General features: G+C 62.5%; 17 protein-coding genes. 3 read left to right on the top strand and 14 right to left on the bottom strand.

Going from position 1 to position 18,815, the window contains the following annotated elements; translation table 11 throughout:
• Positions 1 to 55: 55 nt before the first annotated feature.
• Together ACFCU0_RS01920 and ACFCU0_RS01915 are read right to left on the bottom strand one after the other, a co-directional pair.
• Positions 56 to 418, bottom strand: a complete 363-nt coding sequence (locus ACFCU0_RS01920; RefSeq protein WP_434971969.1) for a hypothetical protein — start codon at positions 416 to 418, stop codon at positions 56 to 58.
• Between the two features lie 511 nt (positions 419 to 929).
• Positions 930 to 4,451, bottom strand: a complete 3,522-nt coding sequence (locus tag ACFCU0_RS01915) for a methylmalonyl-CoA mutase family protein (RefSeq protein ID WP_434971968.1) — start codon at positions 4,449 to 4,451, stop codon at positions 930 to 932.
• Between the two features lie 357 nt (positions 4,452 to 4,808).
• On the opposite strand from ACFCU0_RS01915, the gene ACFCU0_RS01910 reads away from it, so the two are divergent.
• From ACFCU0_RS01910 to ACFCU0_RS01900, 3 genes are all read left to right on the top strand, one after another.
• Complete coding sequence (locus ACFCU0_RS01910; protein WP_434971967.1) at positions 4,809 to 5,126, top strand: hypothetical protein; 318 nt, start codon at positions 4,809 to 4,811, stop codon at positions 5,124 to 5,126.
• A gap of 225 nt (positions 5,127 to 5,351) precedes the next feature.
• Positions 5,352 to 5,831 carry an FKBP-type peptidyl-prolyl cis-trans isomerase gene (locus ACFCU0_RS01905; protein ID WP_434971966.1) on the top strand — a complete coding sequence of 160 codons (480 nt, stop codon included), beginning with the start codon at positions 5,352 to 5,354 and terminating at the stop codon, positions 5,829 to 5,831.
• A gap of 98 nt (positions 5,832 to 5,929) precedes the next feature.
• Positions 5,930 to 6,718 carry an NAD-dependent epimerase/dehydratase family protein gene (locus ACFCU0_RS01900; protein WP_434971965.1) on the top strand — a complete coding sequence of 263 codons (789 nt, stop codon included), beginning with the start codon at positions 5,930 to 5,932 and terminating at the stop codon, positions 6,716 to 6,718.
• On the opposite strand, the gene ACFCU0_RS01895 is transcribed toward ACFCU0_RS01900, so the two are convergent.
• The 12 genes from ACFCU0_RS01895 to ACFCU0_RS01840 all read right to left on the bottom strand — a co-directional run bounded on the left by ACFCU0_RS01895 (position 6,710) and on the right by ACFCU0_RS01840 (position 18,764).
• Positions 6,710 to 7,510, bottom strand: coding sequence for a 4'-phosphopantetheinyl transferase family protein (locus tag ACFCU0_RS01895; protein WP_434971964.1), 801 nt, complete (start codon positions 7,508 to 7,510; stop codon positions 6,710 to 6,712). The two genes, ACFCU0_RS01900 and ACFCU0_RS01895, sit on opposite strands and share 9 nt — an antisense overlap.
• Positions 7,507 to 8,040, bottom strand: coding sequence for a Na+/H+ antiporter subunit E (locus tag ACFCU0_RS01890; protein WP_434971963.1), 534 nt, complete (start codon positions 8,038 to 8,040; stop codon positions 7,507 to 7,509). Before ACFCU0_RS01890 ends, ACFCU0_RS01895 begins: the two co-directional genes overlap by 4 nt.
• A gap of 84 nt (positions 8,041 to 8,124) precedes the next feature.
• The gene (locus tag ACFCU0_RS01885) at positions 8,125 to 9,612 is read right to left on the bottom strand and encodes a proton-conducting transporter transmembrane domain-containing protein (protein WP_434971962.1); all 1,488 of its coding nucleotides are present in this window, start codon (positions 9,610 to 9,612) and stop codon (positions 8,125 to 8,127) included.
• A 58-nt stretch (positions 9,613 to 9,670) separates the two neighbouring features.
• A complete protein-coding gene (locus tag ACFCU0_RS01880; RefSeq protein WP_434971961.1) occupies positions 9,671 to 10,063 on the bottom strand; it encodes a Na+/H+ antiporter subunit C in 393 nt (130 codons plus the stop codon).
• A gap of 70 nt (positions 10,064 to 10,133) precedes the next feature.
• Positions 10,134 to 10,574, bottom strand: coding sequence for a Na+/H+ antiporter subunit B (locus ACFCU0_RS01875; protein WP_434971960.1), 441 nt, complete (start codon positions 10,572 to 10,574; stop codon positions 10,134 to 10,136).
• Positions 10,575 to 10,621: 47 nt separating this feature from the next.
• Positions 10,622 to 13,108, bottom strand: a complete 2,487-nt coding sequence (locus tag ACFCU0_RS01870) for a putative monovalent cation/H+ antiporter subunit A (protein ID WP_434971959.1) — start codon at positions 13,106 to 13,108, stop codon at positions 10,622 to 10,624.
• A gap of 112 nt (positions 13,109 to 13,220) precedes the next feature.
• Positions 13,221 to 13,760, bottom strand: a complete 540-nt coding sequence (mnhG, locus tag ACFCU0_RS01865) for a monovalent cation/H(+) antiporter subunit G (protein WP_434971958.1) — start codon at positions 13,758 to 13,760, stop codon at positions 13,221 to 13,223.
• Entirely contained in the window at positions 13,757 to 14,062 is a 306-nt protein-coding gene (locus ACFCU0_RS01860; RefSeq protein WP_434971957.1) for a monovalent cation/H+ antiporter complex subunit F, read from the bottom strand. Before ACFCU0_RS01860 ends, mnhG begins: the two co-directional genes overlap by 4 nt.
• A 400-nt stretch (positions 14,063 to 14,462) precedes the next feature.
• A complete protein-coding gene (locus ACFCU0_RS01855) occupies positions 14,463 to 15,077 on the bottom strand; it encodes a superoxide dismutase (protein WP_434971956.1) in 615 nt (204 codons plus the stop codon).
• Between the two features lie 390 nt (positions 15,078 to 15,467).
• On the bottom strand, positions 15,468 to 16,466 hold the full coding sequence (locus ACFCU0_RS01850; RefSeq protein ID WP_434971955.1) for a zinc-binding dehydrogenase: 999 nt from the start codon (positions 16,464 to 16,466) through the stop codon (positions 15,468 to 15,470).
• 93 nt (positions 16,467 to 16,559) lie between these two features.
• The gene (locus ACFCU0_RS01845; RefSeq protein WP_434971954.1) at positions 16,560 to 17,495 is read right to left on the bottom strand and encodes an MBL fold metallo-hydrolase; all 936 of its coding nucleotides are present in this window, start codon (positions 17,493 to 17,495) and stop codon (positions 16,560 to 16,562) included.
• Positions 17,496 to 17,705: 210 nt separating this feature from the next.
• A complete protein-coding gene (locus ACFCU0_RS01840) occupies positions 17,706 to 18,764 on the bottom strand; it encodes a saccharopine dehydrogenase family protein (RefSeq protein ID WP_434971953.1) in 1,059 nt (352 codons plus the stop codon).
• Positions 18,765 to 18,815: the final 51 nt, after the last annotated feature.

Here is an 18,815-nt window from a genome sequence, read left to right as displayed (position 1 = left end):
CCACGCTACTTCACTTCTTTCGTCCGGATGCTGGATGCACCCAACCGGCCAGAGGCTAGTTGAGGCAAACCGAGCACCGTCGGACGCACTCATCTCCGTTCGAGTCAGAGACCGTTACGGAGACTTCCGCATACGGTGTAATCACCGCAGCGTCTTGGACGGAGCGATCGACGGACGAAGCAGCGGCCGTCGCTTTGCGCTCCGAAGGCGAAACCATCCACCATTCCCGCTCTTCCGTTGCGCGAATGTCCACATCCAGCGATGCAATACGCAGTCGATGGACGACATCCATCTCGAGCACTTCGCGCGCCCCGGCGGCCAGACCGGCGCGCTCTCGGTAATACGCCACAGCTACGAGCGCGGCAGGAAGCGTCCAGCAGGCGGCTAGCAGGATGAGGACGATCGGAGACAGAGACATATCGGTAGAGGCTGGATGAACCGGACTTAATCCAATGGATACTCGCCCGACAGTAGTTACAAACCGTGTGCCGACCTCCATCCACCCCGTGCCTACACCGCTATCGTGATAATTTTAGGGGTATCGTCACATGACCGTTAATATTCTTCGCAATATCGGGACTTTCCCCCGATCTGACGGCAGAATCGGCCCGTAGCGACCGCAAAAGCGTGTGAGAATTGAGACAGCCCACCGATCGGGGCGTCCGTTGGCTGACACAGATCCCATCCATCATCGGATTCTGGGTCGTACAATTTGTAACCCCGCGCAATAAATCTATTCTCAAACCGGAACTTTTGTAACACATCAATCAGAAATGTAGGAGCCCGGTGCGTTGTGTTCATGATGTAGCGCGCGGGAGGGAGGCCGTTTCCAGACGTACGACGAGCGCCGCTCCCGAATGTGAGAGCGGCGACGTGGTCCGCGTGGTGGTTCCTGCCTCGGCATCGATCCGTATGAACCGGGTTCCGTCTTACATATTTCGCCGGTACTCTCCTCCTTCCTCGAAAAGAACGTTTGTGATTGTACCGAGCGAGCAGTACTTGACGGCTTCCATCAGCACATCAAACGTATTGCCACCCGTTCGGGCCGCTTCGCGCAGCTTCTCGATAGCCGCGTCCGCACGGTCGGGATAGCGTTGCTGGAAGGCACGGAGGCTCCGGAGCTGGTGCTGTTTCTCGTCGTCGGACGAGCGCATCAGGTCGACGTCCAGATCCTCTTCGGTCTGGTTGTCCTCACGCTGGAACGTGTTAACCCCGATGATGGGACGCTCGCCACTGTGTTTCTTCTCCTCGTACACCATGGACTCCTGCTGGATCTTGCCGCGCTGGTACATCGATTCCATAGCGCCCAATACGCCGCCGCGGTCGTTGATCCGTTCGAATTCGGCCCAGACGGCTTCTTCCACGAGATCGGTCAGTTCCTCGATGACGTATGCCCCCTGGAGCGGGTTCTCATTCTTCGTCATCCCCAGCTCTTTGTTAATGACCATCTGGATGGCGATGGCGCGTCGCACGCTCTCCTCCGTCGGGGTCGTGATCGCCTCGTCGTAAGCGTTGGTGTGGAGCGAATTGCAGTTGTCGTACACCGCCATCAGCGCCTGCAGCGTCGTGCGGATGTCGTTGAACTGAATTTCCTTGGCGTGGAGACTCCGTCCCGACGTCTGGATATGGTACTTTAGCTTCTGACTTCGCTCGTTGGCCCCGTACTTCTCGCGCATTGCAACACTCCAGATCCTGCGCGCGACCCGGCCGATCACGCTATACTCCGGATCCATGCCGTTGGAAAAGAAGAACGACAGGTTCGGAGCGAACTTGTCGATGTCCATCCCGCGGCTCAGGTAATACTCCACGTAGGTGAAGCCGTTGGCCAGCGTGAAGGCAAGCTGGGTGATCGGGTTGGCACCGGCCTCCGCGATGTGATATCCGGAAATCGATACCGAGTAGAAGTTTCGGACGCTCCAGTCGATGAAGTACTGCTGGATGTCGCCCATCATCCGAAGGGCGAAGTCCGTCGAGAAGATGCACGTGTTCTGGGCCTGGTCCTCCTTCAGGATGTCGGCCTGGACGGTCCCGCGGACCACGTTCAACGTGTTCTCCTTGATCTCCTCGTAGGTTGACGCGTCCATCACGCCCCAGTCGACCAGTTCGGCACCGGTGCATCCGAGGAGGCCGAGACCGCTTCCGTCGTGCGTCTCTGGCAGGTCGTCCTCTCGCCCATCCGGCCCATACGGGACGTAGCCCGGACGGTCTTCGCCCAGGTGCTCGTCGATCACCGCCTCCGCGTCGTCCCAGCGACCTTCCTGTCGCAGGTGTTTCTCCACCTGCTGATCGATCGCCGTTTGCAGAAACATCGCCAGAATCATCGGCGCGGGCCCATTGATCGTCATGCTGACCGACGTCTTCCGGTCGGCGAGGTCGAACCCGGAGTATAGCTTCTTCATGTCGTCGAGCGTGCAAATCGACACGCCCGCATTGCCAACCTTACCGTAGATGTCGGGTCGTTCATCCGGGTCGAAGCCGTAGAGCGTCACACTGTCGAACGCGGTCGACAGGCGGTTCGCCGGGCTGTCCGACGAGACGAGGTGAAAGCGCCGGTTCGTCCGCTCCGGCGACCCTTCCCCGGCAAACATCCGCGTCGGGTCCTCGCCTTCGCGCTTGAAGGGAAAGACGCCGGCGGTGAAGGGGAAGTATCCAGGTAGATTTTCGAGAAGCGCAAAGCGAAGCCGTTCGCCGGCATCTTCGGTTTTCGGCAACGCCACGCGGGGCACCCTCGTGCCGCTGAGCGTTTCGCGATACAGGGGCACGGTGAAGTCGCGCCCGCGAACGGTGTATGTAAACGTGTCCTGCTGGTACGCGTCCTTGAGGTCATCCCAATCGGTAAGGATGTCGCGGCAGCGGGAGTCGAGCTTATCCCACCAGTGCTGGACCATATCGTTCAGACGACCGGCAATCTGCTCTTTGTCCTCCGGTGCCCAGTCGTCGACCTGACGACGCGCTCCGTTCGCCTCGCCCCACTTGCGCGCGATCTCGATCTGTTCCTCCGCCCATTCGCGATAGCCGCGGCCCGCTTCGACGATTTCGCCGAGGTACCGGTTGCGACTCGGCGGGATGATCGCGACGTCCGCAGGATCGGGTTCGGGCACCTCACGGTCTCTATACGTCGACGACTGCCGGTCGAAGCGAAAACTGGCATTCAGTTCGTCCAGTAGCGCGAGATAGAGCCGCGTCACGCCCGGATCGCCGAAGTGGGACGCCATCGTCGGGTAGACCGGCATCTCCTCCGGGCTCTCATCGAACCGCATCCGGTTGCGCTGGACCTGCTTGCGAACGTCCCGAAGCGCATCTTCTGAACCGCGCTTCTCGAACTTGTTGATCGCTACGAAATCGGCGAGGTCCAGCATCCCGATTTTCTCGAGCTGCGTGGGCGCGCCAAAGTCGTGGGTCATCACGTAAAGCGAAAGATCGGTCAGGTCCACGATCTCCGTATCGCTCTGTCCGATGCCCGCCGTTTCGAGGATGACGAGGTCAAAGCCCGCCGCCTCGCACACGGTCATGGCCTCGTGTAGCGCCTCGCTCGTGGACCGGTTCTGTTGCCGCGTGGCAAACGAGCGCATGTAGACGCGATCCGCGTTCGTGCCGTAGATCGCGTTCATACGAATCCGATCGCCGAGCAGAGCACCGCCCGTCCGGCGACGAGTTGGATCCACGCTGAGCACGGCGATGTCGACATCGTCAAAGTCGTTGATGAAGCGACGCACCAACTCGTCCGTGAGCGTCGACTTTCCGGCCCCGCCGGTACCGGTAATTCCGAGCGTCGGGATCGTCGATCGGCGCGTTCCGGCCTCCGCCTGCCCGTCGTCCATCGTCCGGGCGGACTGTCCGTCGCCGCCCGCTCCCAGATCCGTCATCTCTGCCGCACCACCGTCTGCTGCCTGGCCTTCAAGCACGGCGGCAGCTTTCCTCGAATGAGGCGCTTCAACGAGCGACAGGCTACGTGCCACGCGCCGGTCATCTCTCAGCGATACATCTCCCGAGATCTGAAATTCGGAATCAGATATCGGGTAGTCGCACTCGCGGACCATCTGATTGATCATGCCCTGCAGCCCCATCTGCATCCCGTCTTCCGGGGAAAAGATCTTGGCAATCCCGTAGGTCTCCAACTCGTCGATCTCTTCCGGAACGATGACGCCCCCGCCTCCCCCGTAGATGCGGATGTGTCCGGCTCCCTTCTCCTCCAGAAGATCGTGCATGTACCTGAAATACTCGACATGCCCGCCCTGGTAGCTGGACACCGCAATGCCCTGAGCGTCCTCTTCAATGGCCGTTTCGACGACGTCCTGAACCGACCGGTTGTGCCCGAGGTGAATCACCTCGACACCCGTCCCCTGAAGGATGCGGCGCATGATATTGATCGCCGCGTCATGCCCATCAAACAGACTCGTGGCGGTCACAAAACGGACGGGATGCGTGGGCTCGTAACGCTCGGTCTCCATGGCTCGACGGCGACAGGTGAGAGAATGCAGCGGACGGGGAGAGTCCTGAGGCTCTGCAACCGAGTATAAAGACGTCGCACCCGGGCGGTTTCCGTTTCACCAAAAGCGCTTCCGAATGCGGGCGATAGCGGCGTCGGCGTTTCCCGGCCGCATTACGCCGGTCCGCCCTGCTGCGGCTGAAGCAACAGACCCAGGCACCCCGTTTTCTTTCATGTACGCTGCTCTTTATGATACGCTCCTCTCCCGTCCTCGTCCCGCTTACCCTGCTTATGCTTCTCATCGTCCCCATGCAGGCCGACCAGGTTGCTGCACAGCACGTGGTGCCCCCTTCCGAGACGACTGCCCCCCTCTCGGAGCGTGACGGCGCCGACCACGTCGTTCCCCACGGACACGACCGCCGACGAGCGGCCCACGTTTACTGTCATTCGTATCGACTGGTCGTCCAATGTAGTACTATCGACGGATCGGACCGGCGATGAGATGCAGCATATCCCCATTTTGCTCGGAGACCACGCTCGCTTACCTGTACTGAATTACGCGGTGAAAGTCCTGGCCGAGACCGTGTGCCTCCGCAGCGCTATTTTCGCGACGCCAACCCGATGCAGCGTGCCCGCGATCGAGGGCACACCCGTGTCGTCCTATCCCGATGAAGAAAGCACCGGGCGGATCCGATGACGAGGCAACCGGCAGAGACGAAGATAGAGACGCAATACAAACGGTTGGGTACAGTCGATTACCGTAACCTGCGCGTCAGGCCAGAGACCCCGCCCGCCATGTACAGACGGGGAACAGAACGGCATTACTGGAATGCCACTCTGCACGTCGCCCGAAGCAACCGGCACACCGAACGGACGGCCGACGCACCGACGGTCCACCCCTCACTTCTCTTCCCCCGCGCGAATGCCTCGATCTCCCGTTTCCCATGCGGTCGCCGTACTCTCCCTTGCCGTCCTTCTGCTTACACTTTCTGCCTGCGGAGGCGACGAAGACGACGCTGAACCGCCGGCACTCCCCCGGGACGTAGACGCATCACAATACACCACGACCGACTCGGGCCTCAAGATGTACGACATCGAAACGGGCGACGGCGCCACAGCGCAGTCCGGCGACCGGGTCCGCGTGCACTATACCGGCTGGCTCCGGTCCGACAGCACGCAGTTCGATTCCTCCATCGGTCGCGGCCCCTTCACCTTTCGGATCGACGGCACGGGGCGTGAAAGCGTGATCGAGGGATGGAATGAGGGCGTCGCGGGAATGAACGTCGGCGGCGAGCGTCAACTCGTCATCCCCCCGCAGCTTGCATACGGATCGGGAGGCGCCGGCCCAATCCCCCCGAACGCCACGCTGATCTTCGAAGTCGAGCTGCTCAACATCGAGTGAGCCCGCCGTAACCCGCCGACGTATGCTGCTCTCCGAAACGACGGCCCGTGTCCTCTCGAACGGCCGTATTTGCGATTCTTCAATCGACCCATGACATCATGAAAATCGTCGTCCCTGGAGGAAACGGCTTTATCGGATCGCACATCTGTCGTCTTGCAGTGAATGCGGGACACGAGGTGGTGGCGTTCGGCCGATCGGGGGAACCGGACCTTTTGCCCGTTCGGCACCCGTGGGTTGGAAAGGTAACATGGAGAACTGCTGACGTCTTCGACGTGGATGCCTGGTCGGACGCTCTGGACGGCGCCGATGCTGTCATCCACACGATCGGCACGATCACGCAGGACCCCGACAACGGAGTGACGTTTGACCGAATCAACGGCGAGGCCGCTATGGTCGCGGCTGAAGCTGCGGCGGATGCAGGCGTCGATGCGTTCGTGAAGCTGTCCGTGCAGAGCAAACCGCCGGGTGTTTCGGGGCGCTTTCTGGCGTCGATGCGCCGAGCGGAACGAGAGATCCCCGCCCGGCTCCCCTCTCTTCGAACCGTGTTCGTCCAGCCCAATCTGGTCTTCGGGGACGACCGGTTCTGCACGCCGACCATGGCGGGTGTATTGCAATCCATCGGGCGCCTCGTGCCGTTCGAATACGGTTCCTATCACGGCCGCCCGCTGCCGGTGCAGCTTGTAGCAGCGACCGCCGTTCAGGCCGCCACGACGGCTACGCTGCGCGGCGCGCTCGGCGTGGACCAGATCGACGGGATCGGCCGGACGAGCGGTCTCGTCGAGATCGACGATCTGCCGGAGCCGACGCTCCGCCCCCTCCTCGCCGGCATCGGCAGTGCAGCGCTGACGTACTGGACGCTCAAGCGCCTTCGACGGACCTCAGCCTGAAGGCTCCGGGTCCACCGGAACGGCCACCGTCCACCAGTAGGCCGCCTTTCGGTCTAACATCTCGGGGCGTACCCGCGTGAACGCCACGCGCCACGAATCACCGCCCTCCACGGAGACATCCGTCACGCCGGTCGCCGGCACGGTGCTGCCGGACGCCTCGCCAGCGCTCGCGCCTGCTTCCGTGACGCCCATTTCCATCAGGCGCAGCTTTTTCGGAGAGGTCCGGAAGCCGCTCCGGCGGGCTTTCAGCACGGCTTCTTTGATCGACCACACAAGAATGAGCGTAGCACGCGCGTCGAACGGGAGGCGCTGAAGCACCTTCCCATCGTCGGGGTGCGATAGAAACCGCTTCACGTCGGGATTGCGCGGGGCGATCTCCTCCAGATCCAGGCCGATACGGTCTCGCGAGATTCCGGCAACAGCATGCGGCCCACAGTGCGCGATGGAGAGATGCCAATTGCTCCCCACAACGTCGACCGCATCATCAGGAGCTACCTTCAAGCCCACATCTTCCGGGCGACCGCCCGTTGCGTGAGCCAGAAGTTCACGAGCAGCCGCGCGTCCGGCCAGAAATTCCCGGCTCCGCTTTTTCGATCCGAAGCTCCCGGCTTTCTTTCCTTCCGATCCCGAGAGCCAGGAGCGCCACCTCTGCACGTGCTCATCCCCATACGTCACCGCGTGGAGGTGCAGATCGCTTCCCCCCGACCCGCTCACCATGGTCTTCAGCCGCCTGGCGGCCCGTTCCCACACCTGCGGCATTGAGTCGCGGTGGTTCGCCGGCGTGCCGGTCATTGGTCCAAGGTGGCCTTTGCGGGACCAAACGCGCGCTGCACGTGCTTTTCCAGCGACGACTTGATGTCAGCAATCACCTCCGCCCCGTCGTCCGACTCAACGGACATGCTGTGGATGTAGAGGTGCTTCTGGTCGGCCGACACGTCGAGCGTCATCGTCCCCGGCGTCAGCGTGATCAGGTTCGCCAGCGCAGTGATTTCGCGTTTGGTCCGAACGTCCAGCGGGTACTCGATCACGGCCGACCGGATGTCGAAGGACGGCGCGACGGTGATACGGGCGACACGGACACTCGACACAAACAGTTCTCGGAGAAACACGAGGACGAGGACGCCGAATCGGACGAGCCGCCGGACCGGATTGGCACCGCGGAAGGCGCCCCGGTCATCGTTCGCGTCGAAGATCGGCTTCGAAAACACGGTGACGCCGGCCCCGAGGAGAAGCCCGAACAAAAGGTTTGGAACGTCGAACGCCCCCTGAAGCGCGGCCCAGATGAGTGCCAGAACCAGTGTGCGTATCGTCGTTGCGAGCATCGAGCGGTGGAGCGGATGCGGGGATGGAAACGGGAACGGGTGTGGCGCCGCGGTTCGACGCCGAAGGCGGTCGACGGGTGGCGTCTACCCGAGTACCGCCTGGATGTAGGGCGCCGTGTTCGTCAGGTTGGCCGCGGCCTGCTGGGCGAGATCGAAGAGCGGCTGTGCGTAGAGACCGACGGCGAGCAGTGCGATGCCGATGACGACGATCGGCGCCTGCAACACCGACCGCTGAAGGAGCGTGTCCGTGCTCACGAGCCCCTCCTCTCGAGCAGGACTCCAGAAGGCGCGCGCCCAGACCTGTGCGACAACGAGAAGCGTCAGGACGCCCACGAGAAGGGCGATGGCGACGATCAGGTAGTTTTCCGTCGCGAGACCTGCCTGTACCAGCGTCAACTTCCCCCAGAAGCCCGGGAACGGCGGAAAGCCCGCGAGCGAAAACGCCGGAACGATAAACGATAACGCGAGCAACGGCCGGTGCATGTAGAGGCCGCCCATTTTGCCGACCTCCGTGGTGCCGGTTTCTCGCTCCATCACGCCGCCGATGAGGAAGAGCGACGCCTTGACCGGGATGTCCTGGAATATGTAAAAGACCGCGCCGGCGAGGCCGAGTGTCGTGAAGAAGCCAAGCCCCATCACGACATAGCCCATTGCGCTGATGACCAGGAAGGCGAGGAGCCGGTTGACGTTTCGCTCCGTGAGCGCCCCGAGGACGCCGATGACCATGGTCGCTCCCGCCACGACGAGGAGGAGCGTTTTCGTATACCCGGTGGGCTCGGGGAAAAGCAACGTGAAAATGCGGATCAGCGAGTACACGCCGACCTTGGTGAGGAGTCCGGCGAAGATGGCCGCGACGGGGGCGGGCGGCGTGTGGTAAGATGCCGGGAGCCAGAAGTAGAGCGGGAAGAGGCCGGCCTTGATACCGAACCCGACCAGGAACAGGGCGGCGATGGTCGCCTCGAGCCCGGCTTCCTGGATATTCCCCATGCTCGTCGCGATATCCGCGAAGTTCAACGAGCCGGTGAAGCCGTAAAGCAGTCCGATCGCGGTCAGGAAAGAGACCGAAGCGACCAGGTTGATCCCGACGTATTTAACCGCCCCCTCCAGCTGCCGCTCCTCGTTCCCCAGGACGAGAAGGACGAACGAGGCGATCAGAAGCACCTCGAACCAGACGTACATATTGAACAGATCGCCCGTAATGAACGCCCCGTTGATCCCCATCATCAGCAGATGGAAGAGCGTATGGAAGCCGAAGAACTCCCGCTCCACGTCCATCCCGCGCAGCGCGTACACGGCAACGGCGAGCGCAACGAACGCCGAGATCGTGATGAGCCCGGCCGAGAACGAATCAGCAACGAGGGTGATGCCGAACGGTGCCGCCCAGTTGCCCATCTGCGCCACCTGGATGCCGCTCGTTTGAACGGTCCACAGAACCGCGGACGAGGCCCCGAGCAGCGCGACGGCTCCCAGCACGCTGAGTGTACGCTGCGCGAATCGAGACCGGCGCAGCAGCAACGTCAGAATGCCGGTCACGGCGGGGATCAGGACCGGAAGTACGAGGAGAACCTTCATCGGCGGCGGTAACAAGTCAGAACGAGTTCAGGGGGCAGCGCGGTGTGCTCCGTCGGGGCTATGCAGGCAGGCGTTTTTTTTCGGTGTGCAGGTCCACATCCTGCTCCGGCTCCGAGGCCGTCAGCCGATCCGCATCGATGGTCCCGGACACGGTGTAATTTCGGTAGACGAGGACCAGTGTGAAGGCCAAGAGCCCGAAGCTGATGACGATGGCTGTCAGGATAAGCGCCTGCGGAAGCGGGTTCGCGTACGCGCCCTCAATGACTTTCTGCCCGTAGGGAATCACCGGCGGCACCTCCCGCGTGAGCCGGCCCATCGTGAAGATGAGCAGATTGACGGCGTTGCCGAGGATGATGATGCCGATGACGAAGCGAAGCAGGTTGCGCCGCAGAAGCAGGTAAAAGCTTGCGGCGAAGAGCGTACCCGATACGACGGCGAGGATCAATTCCATAACTCGAATTCAGATCGATCAGAAACAGCGTGGGAGGTCTCTGGAGCCGGTCACAGCCGGCGGAGAAGCATTAGTCGTCGATCAGGCCCGGGACCCGATCCTCGACGCTGAAGACCATCAGCAACACGGTACCGACCACGACGAACATGACGCCGATGTCGAAGATCAGCGTCGAGCCCAGCTTCAGCGGGTCGGATAGTCCGGGAATGGGGACCTTGACCCAGAGGCTCTGCAGGAAGGACGCCCCGGTGGCGAGGGACAGGATCCCTGCCCCCACCGAACACGCCAATCCGGTGCCGAGCAGCGTTCGCGGAGCCAGCCGCAACACGCGCCGAGCACCGTCAACGCCGACGGAAAGCGCATACAGCACGAACGCACTCGCCGCGACCAGTCCGCCGACGAAGCCGCCGCCGGGGAGGTTGTGGCCGCGCAGCAGCATAAAAATCGAGAACAGGAGCAGGATCGGCACCAGGAGGCGCGTGGCGATCTGCAGGATGAGAGAGCGAATCATAGCGGATCTCGTTGGAGTGGTCGGGGAGCGGCAGGTGCGGGCGACGGTCAGGAACTGCTCCGATCGTCGGAAGCCGCCTCCTCGGCGCTGGCGGGCTCATCGGGATGGACCCCGGCTCCGCCGTTCTGGTCTGCGGCTCCGCCCGTTTCGGCACCGGCCGCGACCGTCTCGCCGTCTCCATCCACCCGGATTGGTTCGTCATCAGAGTGGAGGCGCGTTCCGAGGATCTCAGGTAGACGAATGCGTCGCATCCGCATCAGCACGAAAACACCCAACGCGGCCATCGTGAGGACGATGATTTCGCCCATCGTATCCAGGCCACGGAAGTCGACAAGAATCACGTTCACGATGTTCGACCCCTGCGCCTCCGTGTAGCTGTTCTGCATCATGAACTCGGATACCGACCGGTCGAGCGGAAACGAGAGCGCGCCGAACGCAACGGTGGTGACGATCGCCCCGACCCCGATGGCAACGACCGCGTCCCGGATACGGGAGGTGAGCGGCTCATAGCCGTCGATATTGGGGAGATGAATAAGGACGATCACCAGAAGAATCAGTGTCAGGGTCTCAACGGAGAACTGCGTCATGGCAAGGTCGGGCGCTCCGAAGAGCAGGTAGAGGAGCGCCACGCTGTAGCCACCGATGCTGAGTGCAAGGATGGCGACAAACCGATCGTTGGCCCGGACGGCGGCGAGTGCAGAAAGCACAATCAATCCCGCCAGTGCCACTTCGTAGTACCGGACTTCGCCGAGCTCGGACGGCCAGGAGAGGTTGGCTTCGAAGAGAAGTGCTCCACCGACCATTATGATCGTGCCCGTGAAGATGAGCAGCAGGTATCGGCGGAACTGGCCGGTCTGAAAGGCGCGCGTGATCCAGTGGCTACTGCGTCCCAGCTGGTACAAGATCCGTTCGAAGCCGTCGCCCGGTGCATCGCCGAGTGCGCGACCGAAGCCGCCCATCACCGTGCTTTCCTGGAGGCGTTCCCAGCCGTAGTAAATCGCAAAGCCGAGCGCGAACGTGATCAGGCTTGCGATCAGCGCGGGATTGACGCCGTGCCAGAGGGCGAGGTGGAGTTCATGCGGTTGCTGCAGGATGCCGGCCTGCGCGCTCTGAAGCAGACTATGGTCGACGAAAGCAGGGTAGAGACCGAGGGCAAGTCCGAGCCCGCCGAGCACGCAGGGGCCGAGATACATGCTGAGCGGCGCCTCGTGCGGCTCCCGGGTGAAGGCACCCTTGATTTCCCCGATGAACGGTTTGAGTCCGACGAGAAGACCGGAGGCGACGAGGGCGGCGTTCGCGAGCACGCTGGCGCCCAGGATCAGGGAGCTCCACCCCCCGGCGTGCAGGGCCGCCTCGTACGTAATTTCTTTTCCGATGAAGCCAAAGAAGGGCGGAATACCGGACATGGACAGTGCGGCCGCGAGTCCGCCGGCCATGGTGATGGGCATAGCGCTCCGCAGCCCGCCCAGCTCCTTCAGGTCGCGCGTGCCGGTCTCATGATCGATGTTGCCGGCCAGCATGAAGAGCGCACCTTTGTAAAGGGCGTGCACCAGCGTGAAGGTAACCATGGCCGCGATGGCCTCTTCGGTCCCAACCCCGAGCAGCATCGTGAGCAGCCCCAGCACCATCGTGGTGGTGTAGGCGAGGATCTGCTTCAGGTCGGTGTAGCGAAGGGCGAGCCACGCGGTCATGAGCATGGTGAAGCCGCCGAACGCGACGAGCGTCGTGGTCCAGAGCTCCGTCCCCCCGAGTACCGGATGCATACGCGCGAGGATGAAGACGCCGGCCTTCACCATCGTCGCGGAGTGCAGGTAGGCACTGACCGGCGTCGGCCCGGCCATGGCGGCGGGCAGCCAGAAGTGGAAGGGGAACTGAGCGGACTTGGTGAATGCGCCAGCACAGACCAGGATGAAGATACCGACGTAGAGCGGCGACTGGACGACCGTGTCGCCCATCGCCAGCATCTCGCTAAACTCCCACGTGCCGGTCACCTGGTACAGCAGAATCAGGCCCGCCATCAGCGCAAGGCCACCGGCACCGGTCACGACCAGCGCTTTCCGCGCCGCCTGCCGCGAATCCTCTTCGTTATGGTAAAAGCCGATCAGCAGGTACGACGTCAGGCTGGTCAGTTCGAAGAAGATGAAGAAGACAATGGCGTTGTCGGCCAGAACGAGCCCCAGCATCGCGCCCATGAACGACAAAAGCTGGACGTAGAACCGCCCGAGCTCGTCGCTGTGCTTGAGGTACCCACCGGCGTAGACGACGATCAGCGTACCGATCCCGGTGACGAGCAGGGCAAAGAGCAGGCTCAGACCGTCAAGGTAGAACGACAGCGGCAGATCGTACGCCGGAAACCAGGCGGTGGACTCGCGTAGGGCACCGTCATGCGTGACGTGCCCCGCCTGGCGGATGAAGTAGACGAACGCGCCGAGAGGGACCGTCGCGAGAATCCATCCCGCCGCTTTCCGCGACAGGCGGACCACGAGCGGAGCGACGGCGGCAGCGGCGAATACGCTAAGGACGGCCAGCAGCATGAGGGCGGTTCAAACGTGATCGAGGGACGATCGACCGGGTGCAGCGAGCGTAGCGGTGTGGGCTCGACGAAATCGCTCGGTCAGCCGGAGGAGGACGGGGCGGGCGGAACAGCTACGATGCGGGCTCAGCTTCATCGCTCTTCGACGGAGCGTTATCATCCGGCGCCTCGTCTGACGACGCTGCATCCGCCGACGTCTTCGACGGATCGATGTCGGAGAAGAGCGCGCGACGATCTCCAGAGTGTAGTGCGTCGGTCCGGTGGACGGGGACGTCGGACTCCGGCGACGAACTTCGAATCTCGAGACGCCCCTGTTCGGCAACGACGTCCTCGAACGTCTGGCGCCACTGGTCGACGACCGTCCCGCGCCACATGGAGACGCCGCCGAGGTAACCGGCGCGACCGATCATGTGGGCGGACACCGGCGCGGTGAGGAGAACGAACAGGATGACGACGACCGTGCGCGTCGTGAAGCTAATGTCGCCCATATGCACGGCAACGCCGACGAGGAGAAGCCCGATGCCGAGGGTGCCTGCCTTCGTGATGGCGTGCATCCGCGTGTAGAGGTCAGGCAGCCGGATGAGGCCAATGGCAGCCACCGACATAAACCCTGTACCGACCAGCATCAGCAGGGCGGCGATGATCTCCGTCATGATTCCGTCTGACTTTCGTTCGACTCGACGCGTTCGATGTATCGGGCAACAGCGACCGTCCCAAGAAAGGCGAGCAATCCGAGGACAAGGGCCGCATCAATGTAGGTCTCCTGCTCGGAAAGAACGGCGTACGCACCGAGAAAGCCCATCGCAAGGTATGCTACAAGGTCCAGCGCTATGACGCGATCGGGGAGGCTGGGGCCGCGAAGGACCCGGATGAACGCTGCGCCGATCGCCAGGCTCAGTACCGCGAGCGTAATGTACACGACCCACTCGATCAACGTCAGGTCAATCAGCGTCATGAAGCGAGGCCGGTAAGTCCGGGAAAGGTGGACGGAATGCGCAAACCTGCTGCCCTGCCGGTCGATGCGCCCGGCGCGTTGCCGGGTCCCGTGTGATCACACAGGTCGGTCAGCAGGACGGCATGCAGCGAGCTTTTCGACTTGTAATGGTACGTGGACACGCTGAAAGTGTCCAGTTCGGACGTAACGTGTGCGTCACTGCGTGCGGCATTCACCGTCTTTTGCAAAACGCTTCGCATCTGCATCATGCATCCGGATCGGGAAAATTCCCGACCTCGCCCGGCCATCCGCGGCCAACCAGCCTGCAGCAACAGCGTCCAGAATGACAAAGAGGACAGCGGAATCGGCTCCGCTGCCCTCCTCTCTTTGCTATCCCGGGACAGGCCCCGGACGAGTGGCGTCAGGATGTGATCGCCTCAAAATGATCGTTCACGGCATCCCAGTCCACGACATTCCAGAAGTGGTCGATGTAGGTGCCGCGCTCGTTCTGGTAATTTAGGTAGTACGCGTGCTCCCAGACATCCAGTCCTATGATGGGCTGGTGTCCCTCCATGAGCGGATTGTCCTGGTTCGGCGTGCTGAGTACTGTAAGGTTGCCGTCAGCATCTGCTACCAGCCAGCCCCAGCCGCTTCCGAATTGTCCGCCGGCCGTGTTGCCGAATTCCTCTTTGAAGGAATCGAACGAACCGAACTGATCGTCGATGGCATCCGCGAGGGTACCCGTCGGCTCACCGCCTCCGTCCGGGGACATGATGGTCCAGAAGAGACGATGATTGTAGAATCCGCCTCCGTTGTTGCGCACCGCCGTTTGAACGTCCGCCGGCAGATTGTCAACGGCCGACAGCAGCTCTTCTATGCTGTGCTTCTGCAGATCGTCGTAGCCTTCCAGGGCCGCATTCAGCTTGTCGGTGTAGCCCTGGTGATGCTTCGTATGGTGAATCCGCATCGTGCGCTCGTCGATATGCGGCTCGAGCGCATCGTAATCGTACGGGAGATCGGGAAGAGTGAAAGCCATAAATCTGGTTCCTCGTTTTCGGTTGGAAGGTCCGAACGTCGGATTGTAGAACCGTGCGAGGCTGCCGGCCGGCCGCAGCCGCGCTTCCTGCCACGAACGGCCCGGTATTGCTGCGTTTCATCAGACAACCTCCTACAAAATCCGGTGTCGATACGGCAGCAAGCACCGTTTGTTTTCCACCGGAGAGCCGGTTACAACCTCGTGGCCCCGCATGCACGAGACGTGAACATTTCTCCACTCACAAACCGGTCCCTGAACGGTCGCAGGCCGGTCCCTGAACGGCCGGGGCGTTGACGAACACCACCCGTTTTCGACCCGCTACACCGATGAAGACATTCCGGCGGTTTTCCACAGGCTGGGGCATGACGTATGCACCGGTCTCCCGGAGAATCAGAGCTTGACGACGACCTTGCCGCGGCTTTCCCCCGTGTGCAGGTATTCGACCGCATCCGGAATGGCATCGATGCCCTCGAAGACCGTTTCGTCGATGGAGACGTGCAGCGCACCGCTCTGAACGAGCTTCATGAGTCGCGTCATGTGCTCGGCGAACGACTCCGCATAGTGCGGGAGGAAGAACCCGCGGATGGACGCGCTTTTCGGCAGAAGCTTGGTGTAGATCCGTTCGGACGACACCTTCTCCGCGCCGGTCTTGTATTCGCTCACGTACCCGATGCTGAGAAGACGCCCGTACCGTGCCAGCGCATCGACGCAGGTGTCGAACAGTTCGCCCCCGACGCCCTCATACACGAGGTTGACACCGCTCGGATACTCCCTCTGCAGGACGTCGCCCACGTCCTCTTCGTTGTAATTGATCGGGTGATCGCACCCCAGCTTGTCGAGCAATTCCATCTTTCGCTCGCTCCCGCACGTCCCGATCACATGGTTGCCGGCTCGTTTTGCGAGTTGCACTGCGTACTGGCCCGTGCCCCCGGCCGCCGCCGTGACCAGAACCGTCTCGCCGCTGGACATGTCGCCCACCTCTTCGAGTGCGATAGACGCCGTGAGCCCGCTGACCATGATACTGAGCGCCTCGGGCGACGGCTCATCCACCGGCAGTGCGTTACTGGCCCGCACCACGTTGTACTCGCGGTAGCCCCCGCCGAGGGTGCTCGTCACCACCGCGTCACCCGGTGCCAGGTGCCGGACTTCGGAGCCGACCTCTTCCACGATCCCGGCGGCTTCGGCACCAAGCTCGATCGGCGGCTTCGCGCCGGGCTGGTAGCGGCCCGCCGTGATGTTCACGTCGGTCGCGTTGATCCCGGCGTAGACGTTCCGGATCAGGACCTCGTGCGGCTTCAGCTCGGGGATCGTCTCCTCCACGAGCTCCGCCGCGTCGCGGAAGTCGGTCGTCAGTTTTGTTGCGATCAGCTTCTTGTACGTCGTCGCCATGAGGTCGAAGGGGGCTCGTCGTTAGAGAGAGTCGGATAAGCGAAGAAAGCGTGCGGCAGAACGGGTGGGATCGAAATAGAATTGGTGCGACGGTCAACCGTTACCCGAGAGCGCGTGCTTGCGCCAGTACCGCGCCAGGCCGTGCCACGAGTCGCGGGGCTGACCGAAGCGCTCGTATGCCTCCCAGTACCGCTCGTCGGCTCGGGACCGCATCCGTGCGTTCTCCTCGTCTGCAAAGCGAGCAGCAAGTTCTGCGTCGTCCTGTTGCTCGCCGGCGTCCAGCGTGTGACGGACCGTCTCCGCGAATGCATCGATCCGCTCGGAGAGCACGCTCAGGTGGCGGTTGACGTCTGATGCAGGGCCGAAATGCGTGAGGAAGATCCGCTCCGGATCCCGAGCCAGTATTTTCTCCAGACTTGTGGCCCATCCCGCCAGGTCCACGTCCGGAGGCGGCATCACCGGAACGATGTAGTCGGATCCATGAACGCGCATACCCGCCACATCGCCAATGAAGGCGGTGCCGCTGGACGCATCGAAGTAGCTGACGTGATGCTGTGCGTGTCCCGGCGTATACTCGACGTCGATGCGTCGGCCCCCGACGTTGAGCGATTCCCCGCCCTCCAGCACCTTAACGTTGCCGTCCGGCACCGCCTCGAACTCTCCCCACAACCGGTCCATGTCATCGCCGTAGATGCGGCGCGCGCTGGATAGAAGCCGGCCCGGACGAACCATGTGAGGGGCACCGCGCTCATGCACATATACGTCAGCATCCGGGGCATGATGCTGCACGATCGTACCGGTTGCCCCCGCATGGTCCAGGTGGATGTGCGTCAGCAGGATACCGGTCACATCGTCCCACCCGAAACCCGCCTCCTCGAGTTTATCCGAAAGTGTCTTTAAGGCGGTGGTCGGCCCCGGATCGACGAGGAGGACGCCGTCGTCTGTATTCAACCCGGCCGTCGCGATCAGTTGTTGATGGCCGAGATACTCGGTATCCACGTACCAGGTCGTCTCGTCAATCCGATTCATGTGTGTACGGTGTATGGAGACAGTCGGAAAGGGTCTATGGAGGGCTCCGCATCACTCGAATAGCCGGAGGCGCCCGGTCGGTTTGCGATGCGGTTCAGCCAGCTTGACCGAAGGATACGAGAAAGTGCTGTTGATGTCGACCGTCCGGCGCGTGTCAGACCTAACATTTTCGTGACTGCACCGGCGCAGAACGGCGTGCTCGGCTCCGCTCTACGACCGAACCGGGACGTCCACCATGTCCACGCCCTCGAAATGGCGAACGAAATGGGCTCCGAAGGCGGTCGACGGCGTCTGAAAGCCCGGCGTGGCTCCCCCGTCCAGCACATGCTGCGCCGCGGCGACGGCGGTCCGTGCCGTGAACGTGTATCCCTCCGGTCCCGTCAACCGGGCGCTTACCTCGTCGCCGGCGTCGTTCGTGGCACGTCCCCACACGAGAGTAACGCCCTCTTCGCGCTGCTTCTCATCCGGGCCGGCGGGCTGCATACGGACCAGCGCCCCGAGTAGCTTCTTGACGGGCTCCCACTGGAGCAGCCAAGACACGTATCGGCTCAGGCGTAGCAGCGTGATGGCACGCTCCGGCAGATACGTGTAGGCTGTAATATTCGGAATGCCGGTGGAGTGGTAGCCGGTGGACACATCGCCCCACGGAATCGAGACCACGGTTTTCGATCCACGGCCGAAGTCCACCTCACGGGTCGACCACGCCGGCGGTACCGTGACGATCTGCCCGTCGCGGCGCACCTTACCGCCCTCGCCGAGATTCGAGACCGCCGTCAGTGCCGTGCCGCGCGAGACCTGACCGAGCCCCATGAACGCGATCTCGAGCGTCGTCGCATCCGGCAACGCCTCCGATAGGTGCTTCGCGACGCAGTCGGTTGGTACGACATCGAAGCCCACCCCGGGACAGACCATGATCGCGGCCGACGCGGCCTCCGCATGGCGACGAGCTGCCGCTTCGAACACATCGATCTCACCCGTGATGTCCAGGTAGTGCGCTCCGGTATCGATGCACGCCTGCAACATGGGTGTGGACGTGTGAATGAACGGGCCGGCGCAGTGTAGCACCACGTCGATTCCGTCCAGGCCATCGCGTATCCTGGCGGGCGTGTCCAGGCCAAACACGCGGCCTTCGAGGTCGTAGCGCTCCGCGATCGCATGTACCTTCTCTGCATCCCGCCCGGCGACTACGGGCGCAAGGCCCTGGTCGACGGCCTGTTCCGTGATAAGCTGACCAGTGTAGCCGTATGCGCCGTAAATAAGTAGTGACATATTGCCCTGGATGGTCTTTAAAAAACGAAACCTGTCGGGGAGGGTGGATCG

It is taken from the genome of Longibacter sp. (genome assembly GCF_051155795.1).
GTDB lineage: Bacteria > Bacteroidota > Rhodothermia > Rhodothermales > Salinibacteraceae > Longibacter.
This window is presented reverse-complemented; position numbering and strand designations above follow the sequence as displayed.